Source organism: Corynebacterium glutamicum ATCC 13032, assembly GCF_000011325.1.
Classification (GTDB): Bacteria; Actinomycetota; Actinomycetes; order Mycobacteriales; family Mycobacteriaceae; genus Corynebacterium; species Corynebacterium glutamicum.
The window spans coordinates 520650-533436 of record NC_003450.3 but is presented as its reverse complement, the minus strand read 5'-3'; the positions used below and the strand labels follow the sequence as shown (position 1 = coordinate 533436).

The 12787-nt window shown below is 54.4% G+C and carries 12 protein-coding genes and 1 pseudogene; 4 read left to right on the top strand and 9 right to left on the bottom strand.

The annotated features are described in order from the left end of the window. Positions 1–32 precede the first annotated feature (32 nt). Positions 33–338: a 30S ribosomal protein S10 gene (gene rpsJ / locus CGL_RS02570; RefSeq protein WP_003854291.1), complete on the bottom strand. Its 306-nt coding sequence runs from the start codon at positions 336–338 to the stop codon at positions 33–35. Positions 339–910: 572 nt separating this feature from the next. After that, positions 911–1339 (bottom strand): annotated as a pseudogene (locus CGL_RS02565) (acetyl-CoA hydrolase/transferase C-terminal domain-containing protein); the annotation flags it as partial. 306 nt (positions 1340–1645) lie between these two features. Here CGL_RS02565 and CGL_RS02560 point away from each other — a divergent pair. From CGL_RS02560 to CGL_RS02550, 3 genes are read left to right on the top strand one after another with little or no spacing between them, the layout of a single operon-like run. Then, a complete protein-coding gene (locus CGL_RS02560) occupies positions 1646–2692 on the top strand; it encodes an iron chelate uptake ABC transporter family permease subunit (RefSeq protein ID WP_011013700.1) in 1047 nt (348 codons plus the stop codon). Beyond that, positions 2682–3848 (top strand): FecCD family ABC transporter permease, encoded by a 1167-nt coding sequence (locus CGL_RS02555; RefSeq protein WP_011013699.1) that lies wholly within the window; start codon positions 2682–2684, stop codon positions 3846–3848. Before CGL_RS02560 ends, CGL_RS02555 begins: the two co-directional genes overlap by 11 nt. 18 nt (positions 3849–3866) lie before the next feature. Further along, the gene (locus CGL_RS02550; RefSeq protein WP_011013698.1) at positions 3867–4661 is read left to right on the top strand and encodes an ABC transporter ATP-binding protein; all 795 of its coding nucleotides are present in this window, start codon (positions 3867–3869) and stop codon (positions 4659–4661) included. Positions 4662–4665: 4 nt separating this feature from the next. Here CGL_RS02550 and CGL_RS02545 read toward each other — a convergent pair whose 3' ends face one another. The 5 genes from CGL_RS02545 to rpsL form a co-directional block, all read right to left on the bottom strand. Next, a complete protein-coding gene (locus CGL_RS02545; protein ID WP_011265571.1) occupies positions 4666–5397 on the bottom strand; it encodes a hypothetical protein in 732 nt (243 codons plus the stop codon). A gap of 473 nt (positions 5398–5870) precedes the next feature. Then, positions 5871–7061 carry an elongation factor Tu gene (gene tuf, locus CGL_RS02540; protein ID WP_011013696.1) on the bottom strand — a complete coding sequence of 397 codons (1191 nt, stop codon included), beginning with the start codon at positions 7059–7061 and terminating at the stop codon, positions 5871–5873. A gap of 362 nt (positions 7062–7423) precedes the next feature. After that, complete coding sequence (gene fusA, locus CGL_RS02535) at positions 7424–9553, bottom strand: elongation factor G (protein WP_011013694.1); 2130 nt, start codon at positions 9551–9553, stop codon at positions 7424–7426. A 347-nt stretch (positions 9554–9900) separates the two neighbouring features. Then, a complete protein-coding gene (rpsG, locus tag CGL_RS02530; protein WP_003854222.1) occupies positions 9901–10368 on the bottom strand; it encodes a 30S ribosomal protein S7 in 468 nt (155 codons plus the stop codon). Positions 10369–10374: 6 nt separating this feature from the next. Next, positions 10375–10743, bottom strand: coding sequence for a 30S ribosomal protein S12 (gene rpsL / locus CGL_RS02525; protein WP_003854221.1), 369 nt, complete (start codon positions 10741–10743; stop codon positions 10375–10377). A 322-nt stretch (positions 10744–11065) separates the two neighbouring features. Here rpsL and CGL_RS02520 point away from each other — a divergent pair, with 322 nt between their 5' ends. Then, on the top strand, positions 11066–11761 hold the full coding sequence (locus tag CGL_RS02520) for a DUF1707 SHOCT-like domain-containing protein (RefSeq protein WP_011013693.1): 696 nt from the start codon (positions 11066–11068) through the stop codon (positions 11759–11761). 28 nt (positions 11762–11789) lie between these two features. Here CGL_RS02520 and CGL_RS02515 read toward each other — a convergent pair whose 3' ends face one another. Further along, a complete protein-coding gene (locus CGL_RS02515; RefSeq protein WP_011013692.1) occupies positions 11790–12572 on the bottom strand; it encodes a helix-turn-helix domain-containing protein in 783 nt (260 codons plus the stop codon). Between the two features lie 11 nt (positions 12573–12583). Beyond that, a complete protein-coding gene (locus CGL_RS02510) occupies positions 12584–12766 on the bottom strand; it encodes a hypothetical protein (RefSeq protein ID WP_003860534.1) in 183 nt (60 codons plus the stop codon). Between the last annotated feature and the right edge of the window lie 21 nt (positions 12767–12787).

The following is a 12787-nucleotide window of genomic DNA, read 5'->3' as shown; positions in this document are numbered from 1 at the left end:
TATTTATTCTCCGCTGCCAAAAATTCCGTCGATCACTGAATGTTCACGTCGACGCTGGCCGGAAGGTCGATGCGCATAAGGGCATCAACAGTCTTCGGCGTCGGGTCGAGGATGTCGATCAGGCGCTTGTGAGTGCGCATCTCGAAGTGCTCGCGAGAGTCCTTGTACTTATGTGGAGAACGAATAACGGCGTATACGTTCTTTTCGGTAGGCAAAGGCACCGGTCCAACGACTCGGGCACCCGTACGGGTGACCGTCTCAACGATCTTGCGTGCAGACGCATCAATCGCTTCGTGGTCGTAGGCCTTGAGCCTAATGCGGATCTTTTGTCCCGCCACGCTTATCCTCTTCCTCGCTCGTCCCACATCTTCCATTTTGGAAAAGCGGTGGGAATTCGCTTCATTCTTTCTCTATAACGTTGTCCGGGCTTGGGGCTCGGGCGCAACGCCAGTGTTTAACCTGACCTGTCAAATGCTTCTGACATTGGATCACGGGCGCTGTACAAATAAAACGCTCCACGATGAACCCAACAATGAAGTCAGGGAAATCGGAAGGGACCAAAATGCGTGATCTAGGCCCTAACGTAACTGCCGCTGTTTATTTGCCATGCCCCTTCTCCGGTTCCGCCTTCACCAGTCACCCGGCTTCAGTGGATACCCCCTGAAGTTGAAGTGCATTTTCATGCGCCTCGACTCCAATTGAAGGTGTCATGTTTGCCTTACCAACTGGCATGGTTAATTCACGCCGTGTTAAAGCAGCCCAAGTAGTTAACCACATAGTCGTCTGAAAGACAACCCTGTTCTGTAAGAAAGTTGCGTTTTTACTTTCACTGCCCCGCACTGAAATAGCCCACCCACCTTGACCGCCGGCACTCTGGTGGCGGCGAAGGTGGAGGGCTCGTCGAAAAGCACTATGCTTTTTCGATTTTCATGGTTCCTTGTGAGTTCAAGCGATTATGGAAATCGAAGGCGGTGCGCAGATCATGCAGGGTGTGCTGATAGGAATCAGCACTGTTCAGCGCCCGGTCAAAGTATGCTTCCAGCAGTGGTCGATAGTCCGGGTGGGCGATGGCAATCATTTTGGGGACTCGTTGTTTTGGCGATAGCCCGCGCAGGTCTGCGTAGCCATATTCAGTAATGACAACCATCGCATCATGTTCCGTGTGATCGATATGGGACGCGAAAGGCACAATCGCGGAAATCGCATCAACTTTGGCTGCCGAGGGAGAGATAAATGTGGAAGCAAAGGCGTTACGCGTGAAATCGCCCGAGCCGCCGATACCATTCATCACGCGCGTACCCGCAACGTGGGTGGAGTTGATATTTCCATATATATCAGCCGGCGATGTCAGGTTTTTCCAGTGATGTCGTGTGGTGTGAAATTGAGCACGAGAAGTCAGCGCACGTGAAGTCGCCTTTAAGATCCCCAAACTGCTCCAACTCCTCTGAAGCGCTAAAAATTCATACGTTTAGCAATCGGTTTTCCTAAAGATTTCCCTATAGTCCCATGAAACTTATAGCACGGGGGATTTTCATTTAGTAAAGGCTCACCTAAGATGTTCTAAGCGTTTTAGTTTCAGCTAGTTTTAAGGACTTTCGATGTCTCATACTTTTCTTTCCCCCTCGATCTTTAGGAGTCACGCGATATGACGGCGGTGGCGGTAGAGAAGCAGAAGGAGACGTCGATAAGCAAAAACCTCGGCAGGCGCCGAGCGCTGGGCATTCTCGGAATCGTCGTGGCACTGGGTGCGCTTATTGTTTTAAGTATTGCTGTGGGTGCGAACCCACTTTCTTTTAGCTCCGTATGGCAGGGTTTTACCGCACACGACAGCTCTGAGGCGTCGATTATCGTGTGGTCAATGCGTATTCCGCGCACGCTGGTGGGCATCGTGACTGGCGCTGCTTTTGGTGTGGCGGGTGCTTTAATTCAAGCGCTGACGCGCAACCCGCTTGCCGATCCCGGAATTTTGGGAGTTAACGCGGGTGCAGGTTTCGCAGTGACCGTAGGTGTCGGATTTTTCGGACTCAGCAGCGTGACGGGCTACATCTGGTTCGCATTCCTGGGCGCTGCCGCCGCTACCCTGCTGGTGTATTTCATTGGTGCGAGCACCAGCGGCAGCGTTAATCCTGTTGCTCTGGTCCTCGCCGGCGTTGCTCTGGCCGCCGTGCTTGGTGGCGTCACGAGCTTCCTCACACTGATTGATCCTGAGACTTTTGAAAGCATCCGCAATTGGAATCTTGGTTCTGTTGCACGCACCGACCTCAGCGACACCATGACCGTATTGCCATTCCTGGCAGTCGGACTGGCCATCGCGCTCCTGCTGTCGGGAGCACTGAACTCCATTGCGCTTGGCGATGACCTTGCTGCATCCCTGGGCACCAAAGTGATGCGCACCCGCGTGCTCGGCATCATTTCAGTCACCTTGTTGGCCGGCGGCGCGACCGCCCTTACTGGTGGTATCGGCTTCGTAGGCCTTATGGTTCCCCACGTTGTGCGCTGGGTAGTTGGCCCCGATCAACGATGGATCATCACCTTCAGCGCCCTGTGCGCCCCTGTTCTTGTACTCGGCGCAGACATTTTGGGACGCATCATCGCCCGCCCCGGCGAAATTGAAGTAGGCATTGTTACCGCAGTCATCGGCGCACCTGTCCTGATCGCACTAGTTCGACGGAGGAAAGCCAGTGGTCTTTAATATCAAATCTAGAACTGATGAAACTCCTGTTGCTGCGTCTGAGCCGGTGGAATCCACTAGACCTGTGTCTGAAGCTTCGACAAGCCCTGCGCTTAACCCCGGCTACCACGCAGTTTCAGTGCAGAGGCGCCGGTTCTCTTTCCGCATCCCAGCCCGCCTCATGGTGGTTAGCCTTATCCTTTTCGCCATCGCGCTATGCAGCGCCACATGGGCTATCACGATGGGCGATTACCCACTGTCTTTGGGGCAGGTGATTAATGCACTTGCTGGCACCGGCGAGAAATTCCAGTTGTTGGTGGTGCGGGAATGGCGTCTACCTGTAGCCATTGCTGCTGTTGTCTTCGGCGCGCTGCTTGGCATAGGTGGAGCGATTTTCCAGTCGATTACTCGAAACCCGTTGGGTTCACCTGACGTGATTGGTTTCGATGCAGGTTCTTACACGGCGGTGGTTCTTGTCATTTTGGTCCTCGGCAACACTCACTACTGGAGCATCGCTTTCGCTGCCATCGTCGGTGGCATTGTTACCGCCTTTGCCGTGTATGTCCTGGCGTGGCGTAAAGGTGTGCAAGGTTTCCGCTTGATCATCGTGGGCATCGGTGTCTCGGCCATGCTCAGTTCCGTTAACGCGTATCTAATCACCCGCGCCGATGTGGAAGACGCCATGGTTGTGGGCTTCTGGAGTGCCGGTTCCATCAACCGCATTACCTGGCAATCTCTGCTCCCCTCTCTGGTGATCGCTGCTGTCATCATCGTGGCCGCCATTGTGCTGGCAAGGTCACTGCGTTTCATGGAAATGGGCGATGACGTAGCCACCACCCTCGGTGTGAAAACAAACTCCACCCGCTTGGCACTCATCGTTGTCGGCGTTGCTACCTCCGCGTTGGTTACAGCAGCTGCCGGACCGATCTCCTTCATCGCGTTGGTTGCCCCACAGCTGGCACGTCGCCTCACTAAAACCCCTGGTGTCAGCCTGGTTGCTGCCGCTGCAATGGGTTCCGCACTGCTCAGCTGCGCTCACCTCCTTTCCCTGATTATCAGCTCCTTCTACCGCACCATCCCGGTTGGCCTGTTGACTGTATCCATCGGTGGTTGCTACATGATCTGGCTTCTGCTGCGCGAAACCCGCCGCCAATACCGCACCGGCACCATCCGATAGTTCTTTTAAGGATCCCTCATGAATAACCGCCTGACCATGGAAGACGTCACCATGGCGTATGACAACCGCGTCATCGCCGAACACCTCAACGTCACCATCCCCGACAACACCTTCACCGCCATCATCGGCCCCAACGGCTGCGGCAAATCCACCCTGCTCCGCGGTTTCTCCCGCGTGCTCAATCCGCAGCACGGCAAAGTGCTTCTCGACGGTCGGCAACTCGATTCATTCAAGCCTAAAGAGATCGCCCGAGAACTAGGCCTGCTGCCACAGACCTCCATCGCCCCAGAAGGCATCCGGGTTTACGATCTCATCGCGCGCGGGCGCGCTCCCTACCAAAGCCTCATACAACAATGGCGCACCTCCGACGAAGACGCCGTCGCGCAAGCGCTCGCCTCCACGAATCTCACCGAACTTGCAGCTCGCCTCGTCGATGAACTCTCCGGTGGCCAGCGCCAACGAGTGTGGGTGGCCATGTTGCTCGCCCAGCAAACACCGATCATGCTTCTCGACGAGCCCACCACCTTCCTCGACATCGCCCACCAATACGAACTCTTGGAATTGCTGCGCGCATTCAACGAGGCCGGGAAAACTGTGGTCACTGTGCTTCACGATCTCAACCAAGCCGCCCGCTACGCCGACCACCTCATCGTGATGAAAGATGGGCACGTACATGCCACGGGCACACCGGAGGAAGTCTTAACTGCCGAGATGGTTCAAGGAGTTTTTGGCCTGCCCTGCATCATCTCCCCAGACCCCGTCACAGGAACCCCCACCGTCGTTCCCCTCAGTCGGTCTCGCGCAGGAGCTTAAGTAGCTACCCCTCCAACGGAATGATCTTCTCTAACACCCCAAGCTCAAGGATTTTCCCACTGCCGGTTTCCTTCAGCTTCAAAAGTTGTCCCGGAGTAGCAGTAATGAGTTGATCCCATTTCACACTGTGCTGCTCCAAGGTGCGCCTAGACGCCTGGTAGATCTCTAAACCATGATTCAACAAAGCAGTATCCCCGCTCTCAAAGTGCAAGTAAAACACCTTGTCCCCCACTTCACGGCGTCGGACCTTGTCTAGGCTTTTCGTCGTTGGAGCAGGAGAATCATTCAGCAGCGTAATCCGAACAACCACACCCAGCCGATGATCAATGCCCTCCACATCAGTAATCAACAAAGGCTCACCTGACCGACACCGACGAATCTCCTGAAACTCCCACACCCCAGGTTGCAAAGGTCGGTGCGGACCCTTGGCGATTCTCCGTACACTGATCCGAAACGGATCCACTGTAATCCGATAAGCCGGAGATTCAGTCTCCACAAGAAAACGCCCCGGAACTTCCCTTTGAGGATCTGCAAGTCTAGAACCCCCACGAATCTCGCCCGGGTTCTCCGTATACATCGTGTTTAGCGCCTCGACCAGATCCTCATCAGTACTTCCCCACCCAATGCCACGGTTACCCAAAATCCCCAAAAGTGTCGGCAACGCTAAATCTGGCTGAGCCTCCCACACTTTCTGTAACTGAGCCACAACTGGGGGAATTCTAGATGGATCTTTCATAACTCCTGATTGTAGTTCCGGAGTGATGGGATGCAGATTCGGAGGTGGTTTGGTAGAAGTCGATTTCCTAAGGGCGACTTCTCATCACACGAGTTCCCACGCTCAACTTCACGTGGTCGACTTCAGTCGGCGATGTCAGGATTTCCTAGTGAAGTCGTGGGATGAGAAGTTGAGCATGAGATGTCAGCATACGCGAAGTCGAACTGTAGAACTTATACAGTCATATCTCGGAGGAGGTCCCCCTTCTTAATCTCAAGACCACTAGGAAGACCACCAAAAAATGACTGAGATCGCCCCTAACAAATTGAGCGCAAGGTACCGAAACCGTGAAATCGAACCTAAGACGCCGACTAGACAAACCAACTCCGAAACCAACCCTAGAAACGACAAAACAGCGACCCCAGAGGATATTTCCTCTGGGATCGCTGTCAGTTAGTCAAAGTCTAAAAGACCTCAACAGTTAGAGCATCAAATTACTTGATGATCTTGGTGACACGACCAGCGCCAACGGTGCGGGAGCCTTCGCGGATAGCGAAACGCAGGCCCTCGTCCATAGCGACAGGCTGGATCAGGGTGACGGACATGTCGACGTTGTCGCCAGGCATGACCATCTCGGTGCCCTCTGGAAGCTTCACAACACCGGTAACGTCGGTGGTGCGGAAGTAGAACTGAGGACGGTAGTTGTCGAAGAATGGGGTGTGGCGGCCACCTTCATCCTTGGACAGAACGTAGACAGAGCCCTCGAACTCGGTGTGAGGGGTGTAAGCGCCTGGCTTAACGATAACCTGGCCACGCTCAACATCTTCGCGCTTGATACCACGGAGAAGCAGACCACAGTTGTCGCCAGCCTCAGCGGAGTCAAGAAGCTTACGGAACATCTCGATACCGGTAACGGTGGTGGAGGTGGACTTCTCCTTGATGCCGATGATGTCAACATCATCGTTCACGTTCAGGGTACCGCGCTCAACACGACCGGTAACAACGGTGCCACGACCGGTGATGGTGAAGATGTCCTCGATAGGCATGAGGAATGGCTTGTCGGTCTCACGAACTGGGTCAGGGATGTTGTCATCGCAAGCCTGCATGAGCTCAAGGATCTGCTTGCCCCACTTCTCGTCGCCCTCAAGAGCCTTCAGAGCGGAGATGTGAACAATTGGAGCCTCTTCGTCGTAGTCCTGCTCAGCAAGAAGTTCACGAACTTCCATCTCGACGAGCTCGATGATTTCCTCATCCTCAACCATGTCGCACTTGTTAAGAGCAACGAGGATGTAAGGAACGCCAACCTGGCGAGCAAGAAGAACGTGCTCACGGGTCTGAGGCATTGGGCCGTCGGTAGCAGCAACAACGAGGATTGCGCCGTCCATCTGAGCAGCGCCGGTAATCATGTTCTTGATGTAGTCGGCGTGGCCTGGAGCGTCAACGTGTGCGTAGTGGCGCTTTTCAGTCTGGTACTCAACGTGGGAGATGTTGATCGTGATGCCACGCTCCTTCTCCTCAGGAGCCTTATCGATGGAGTCGAAGGCGAAAGCCTCGTTGAGCTCAGGGTAAGTGTCAGCCAGAACCTTGGTGATAGCCGCGGTGGTGGTGGTCTTACCGTGGTCAACGTGACCGATGGTGCCGATGTTTACGTGGGGCTTGGTACGCTCGAACTTCGCCTTTGCCACTGTATGTCCTCCTGGACTTCGTGGTGGCTACGACTTTCGCAGCCACGAATTGGTTTTGCTTTCACTGTGATAAGCAGCCTGGAAGACTGAGCACACAGATCTAGCGCATTACAAAATGTGCCAGTTACTGAATCCTAAGGGCAACGGCGTTGATTTTCAAACTACCAGCTACCCTGTGGACATTCGCAGGGTAACGGCCAGCTAAATACATCGAAATCAATGCTGTTGAAAGCCGATTTCAAGATATCTAACAAGCCGCTACCCCACTTACCCTACGCGCCTACTGACACGCTAAAACGCGCGGGGTGGGGCGTCGAAAAGCAAATTGCTTTTCGACGTTTTCCTTCGGATCTAAACGATCTTTAGGAAGCGGTGCCGTTGCGCTCAGCAATAACATCTGCGGCAACGTTGGCTGGGACCTCAGCGTAGGAATCGAAGACCATGGAGTAGTTTGCACGACCCTGGGTCTTAGAGCGAAGGTCACCGACGTAACCGAACATCTGAGACAGTGGAACCTTAGCCTTAACCAGCTTGGCGCCTGCACGGTCATCCATGGAAGCGATCTGGCCACGGCGGGAGTTCACGTCACCGATGACTTCACCCATGTACTCCTCAGGAGTGGTGATTTCAACGGACATGATTGGCTCGAGGAGGACTGGCTTTGCCTTTGCAACAGCTTCCTTGAACGCCTGGGAACCGGCGAGCTTGAAGGCCATTTCAGAGGAGTCAACGTCGTGGTAAGCGCCATCTTCAAGGGTTGCCTTGACGTTAACCAGTGGGTAGCCAGCCAGGAAGCCGTACTGCATTGCGTCCTGGATACCAGCGTCAACGGATGGGATGTATTCACGTGGAACACGACCACCGGTGACAGCGTTCTCGAACTTGTAGATTGCGGACTCGCCCTCTTCAAGCTCGTCTGCCTCAGGTGCGTAAGGCTCAATGGTGATGATGACCTTAGCGAACTGACCGGAACCACCAGTCTGCTTCTTGTGGGTGTAGCTGAGGGACTCAACAGGCTTACGGATGGTCTCACGGTAAGCAACCTGTGGGTCACCGATGTTTGCCTCAACCTTGAACTCGCGCTTCATGCGGTCAACAAGAACATCGAGGTGCAGCTCGCCCATGCCGCCAATGACGGTCTGGCCGGACTCATCGTCCAAGTGAACGGTGAAGGTTGGGTCTTCTTCAGCAAGCTTCTGGATAGCTACGCCGAGCTTCTCCTGGTCAGACTTGGTCTTAGGCTCAATAGCAACCTGGATAACTGGATCCGGGAAGTCCATGGACTCAAGAATGATTGGAGCGTTTGCGTCACAGAGGGTGTCACCGGTGGTGGTGTCCTTCAGGCCGATGAACGCGTAGATGTTACCAGCGTGTGCAACCTCAACAGGGTTTTCCTTGTTGGCGTGCATCTGGAACAGCTTACCAATGCGTTCCTTCTTGTTCTTGGTGGAGTTAAGAACCTGCTCGCCTGGCTCAACCTTGCCGGAGTACAGACGAACGAAGGTCAGCTTACCGAAGAATGGGTGAGCTGCAATCTTGAATGCAAGTGCAGACAGTGGCTCTTCGTCGGAAGGCTTACGGGTCAGAACCTTCTCAGGATCCTTAACGTCAGTGCCCTTGGTCTCGCCGAGATCCAGTGGGGAAGGCAGGAAGTCAACGACTGCGTCGAGCAGTGGCTGGATGCCCTTGTTCTTGTAGGCGGTGCCACAGTAAACAGGGTAGATCTCAGAGTTAACAACCATCTTACGGATAGCTGCCTTGATCTCAGCGATGCTGAGCTCTTCGCCACCGAAGTACTTCTCCATGAGCTCTTCGTCGGACTCTGCAACGGTCTCGAGAAGCTTCTCACGGTACTCAGCTGCGCGGTCTGCGAGCTCTGCTGGGATCTCCTCAACGGTAGCTTCGGTACCAATTGGGGTAACTCCACGCCAGGTCAGTGCCTTCATTTCAAGAAGGTCGATGACGCCGTCGAAGTTGTCCTCAGCACCGATTGGGAGCTGCATAACCAATGGCTTTGCACCCAGGCGGTCCTCGATGGTGCCAACGGTGAAGTAGAAGTCAGCACCGAGCTTGTCCATCTTGTTCACGAAGCAGATACGTGGAACGTCGTACTTGGTAGCCTGACGCCAAACCTGCTCAGACTGTGGCTCAACGCCTTCCTTGCCGTCGAACACAGCAACTGCGCCGTCAAGCACGCGGAGGGAACGCTCAACCTCAACGGTGAAGTCAACGTGGCCAGGGGTGTCAATGATGTTGACCTGGTTGTTATCCCAGAAACAGGTAACCGCGGCGGAGGTAATGGTGATGCCGCGTTCCTTCTCCTGCTCCATCCAGTCGGTGGTTGCGCCACCGTCGTGGGTCTCACCGACCTTACGGTTGATGCCGGTGTAGAAGAGGATGCGTTCGGTGGTCGTGGTCTTACCAGCATCGATGTGCGCCATGATGCCGATGTTGCGGACCTTGTTTAGATCCTTAAGCACTTCTTGTGCCACAGTGGTACCCCAACTTGTTGGTTACGGTAATTCACTTATTTATTACCGGGGTATCCATGACAGATACCCAAGTATTAAAAAGTTTGTCACCTACGGATAATTCTCTTGTTACATTTTGCCACTAACTTGCGATTCAAGCAGCACGCTCGAGGCAAGTGACATGGATTTTTTAGTAACACACTGCCGAAACAGTGTTTCTATTTAGCTATCTTACAGCGGTGAACTGCATTAATGAGACTAAAAGCCCAGTCGCCTTGAAGAAACGCAGGCTGCCAGCTTATTCAAATGTGAAGGGCGCCGGCAGGCGTTGATCTTAAAGGTGATTGGGCTTTCATGTCTTGGCAGTACTACCAGCGGTAGTGAGCGAAGGCGCGGTTGGCCTCTGCCATCTTGTGGGTGTCTTCGCGACGCTTCACGGAAGCGCCAAGGCCGTTGGCTGCATCCAGAAGTTCGTTTGCAAGACGCTCGATCATGGTGTTCTCACGACGCTGACGGGTGAAGGTTACCAACCAACGCAGTGCGAGGGTGTTTGCGCGCTCTGGGCGAACATCCACTGGCACCTGGTAGGTAGCGCCACCAACACGGCGGGAACGAACTTCGAGGTCTGGACGCACGTTGCCGAGAGCCTTCTCGAGGGTTCCTACTGGATCGGTGCCGGTCTTCTCACGGCAGATCTCGAGTGCACCGTAGACGATGCGCTCTGCGGTGGACTTCTTGCCACCGATGAGGATCTTGTTTACGAGCTGGGTAACGAGCTCGGACTTGTATACAGGGTCCTGAACTACTGGACGCTTAGGAGCTGCTGATTTACGCATTTTTAATTATCCCCTCTTCGCGCCGTAGCGGGAACGAGCCTGCTTGCGGTCCTTAACACCCTGGGTATCCAGTGCGCCACGGACGATCTTGTAACGGACACCTGGGAGGTCCTTAACACGACCACCGCGAACGAGCACCATGGAGTGCTCCTGCAGGTTGTGGCCCTCACCAGGGATGTAAGCGGAAACCTCGATGCCGGAGGTAAGGCGCACACGAGCGACCTTACGAAGAGCAGAGTTAGGCTTCTTAGGGGTGGTGGTGTACACACGGGTGCATACGCCACGACGCTGAGGGGAACCCTTCAGTGCCGCGGTAGCCACCTTGGCGGACTTATCGTGGCGGCCCTTACGGACCAGCTGCTGAATAGTTGGCATGAACCATCCTTATTTCGGAGTTGTTCTTTAACTGCTGACGTGACGCCCGGGGGACGAACACGAAGGCTGAGCTTGTCGATGGCGAAGGATTTGAAAAAGTGTCCAGACACGCAAAAAAGGGGGCTCTTTTTGGGGCCCGACCAAACATGTCACGGACAACCTCATCAAATGCAAACATGCGCCACCGCGTCCCGGAAAACCAGGGGCGATACCGCGCTTGAGTGCGAGGTGCCGTCAATTCCCAACTACAAGAGTGGGACTCAGCCGTTCACATTATCAGCTAGCCGCAGAAAACACCAAATCCCTTGTTAGAATGGTTCCCATGACTGTTCCTCAAGGAAACGAACCAGCAAAGAAGCTCGCCACTGACCTTAACCGAAACCAAGTCGTGGATGAACTTTCTGCAGCTGTTTCCCGAGGTCAACTCACTTTGGAGGAATTTGAAGATCGCTCCTCCAAAGCATGGAATGCCCGCCACTTAGACACTCTTGTAGAGCTGATCTCTGATGTGAACGACAATCCCTACACTCTGCTTGGTCAGCAATTTCCCGGCGCCTCCTATGCGCCGGCGGCCTACGAGACCACTCCCCCAGCGATGCCCAATGTGTCAGATCCTGTAAATATTGTCCGCAACAGGATTACCGGCAACCCGAATGGCTCCAAAATGTCGGTCTCGTTTATGGGTGGCACCGTGCGCAAAGGTGGATGGCATGTGCCTAATGTTCACACATCCTTCGCCATGATGGGCGGCAATCAGATCGATTTGCGCGACGCCTTCCTGGAAAGCGACCGCATTCAGATCAACGCCTACACATTCATGGGTGGCATCGAGATTATTGTTCCCGAGGGTGTTTTTGTCATTTGTGATGGCATGGGCATTTTCGGCGGCTTCGAACAGTCTGTGGACAAGGCCGGTGCACTCAATCCCGCGCGCCTGCCAAGCAACGCGCCCACGGTCCACATCAAAGGCCTGGCGTTCATGGGCGGAGTCAGCGTAGTCACCAAGAAAAACATTTAAAAAGCTTGTCGACGCGCCCCTCCACCACCTAAAAGTAAATGCTCAACACATACCCCGGTGCACTATTGAGATTAAACGTCTCGTATTCATAGACCCGCTCCCCCAGTGTTGGGTGCCTGAAACGTTTGATGCCAGAGCCGAATGACAAAACATCAGCAGACGCCCAATTATCGCGGAAAACAGAACTTTTCTGATGGAGCTCGTCGATAAGCTCCTTTAAACCTGGCACGCTGGGGCGCCGGGCGTACTCGAGGCGTAGTTTGGCAGCGAACTCCGCACTGAACTGATCCCGGTCCACCCAGAACTCGGAGGCTGTTGCGCCGATAAAGCAATGCCGCGCAGTGTTGGGCCGATCGGGCAGATCCTTGAAAATCGGGGCGTAAAGTTCCGCGCAGAGCCGATTTGTAGCCAAAATATCCATCTGCTCGTTGCGGATCCACGCCGGTTTATCTGTGACCGCATCAACGATGTCCTGGAGGGGTGCCGTTGGGGTCTCTGCACTAGGTAGGTTGCGCGGATGGTCGGCGCGATAAGCCAAATTGTGAAGGTGTTCGCGCTCAATTGGGCTCAGTTGGAGAGCCTTAGCCAACGATTGCAATATTTCAGGCGATGCACCCTTGAGATTTCCGCGCTCAAACCGGATGTAATACTCCAAAGAAATGCCCGCCAGATCCGCGACTTCTTCCCGCCGAAGCCCCGGCACCCGACGATCACTCCACGGCTGCGTTTCTAGTCCCGCAGCGGCCGGCGTAATCCGTGCACGCCTGGTGGTGAGGAAATCCTTGACTTCCTGTTTGAGCAGCTCATCCATACCCTGCCATCTTAGAGTGGGCTTTTTGTATTTCCTACCGCTGCCCACCAAATGACCCAGAACCACACCGCAAACGACGCGAACGTTCCGACCCATCCTGCGATCGAGATGACGGTGTCTTCAAAGTGGGTTCCCCACAGACCTAAACCGAACAAGATGGCACCAACTGCGATGCCAATAGATAGTTTCCACATAGTTATAAAACTAGGTCTGAT

Bases quoted from the DNA above. Each gene is read 5' to 3' on its own strand.
- CGL_RS02560 (WP_011013700.1), top strand. From the start codon at position 1,646: ATGACGGCGGTGGCGGTAGAGAAGCAGAAGGAGACGTCGATAAGCAAA.
- CGL_RS02550 (WP_011013698.1), top strand. From the start codon at position 3,867: ATGAATAACCGCCTGACCATGGAAGACGTCACCATGGCGTATGACAAC.
- CGL_RS02545 (WP_011265571.1), bottom strand. From the start codon at position 5,397: ATGAAAGATCCATCTAGAATTCCCCCAGTTGTGGCTCAGTTACAGAAA.
- rpsG (WP_003854222.1), bottom strand. From the start codon at position 10,368: ATGCGTAAATCAGCAGCTCCTAAGCGTCCAGTAGTTCAGGACCCTGTA.
- rpsL (WP_003854221.1), bottom strand. From the start codon at position 10,743: ATGCCAACTATTCAGCAGCTGGTCCGTAAGGGCCGCCACGATAAGTCC.
- CGL_RS02520 (WP_011013693.1), top strand. From the start codon at position 11,066: ATGACTGTTCCTCAAGGAAACGAACCAGCAAAGAAGCTCGCCACTGAC.
- CGL_RS02515 (WP_011013692.1), bottom strand. From the start codon at position 12,572: ATGGATGAGCTGCTCAAACAGGAAGTCAAGGATTTCCTCACCACCAGG.
- CGL_RS02510 (WP_003860534.1), bottom strand. From the start codon at position 12,766: ATGTGGAAACTATCTATTGGCATCGCAGTTGGTGCCATCTTGTTCGGT.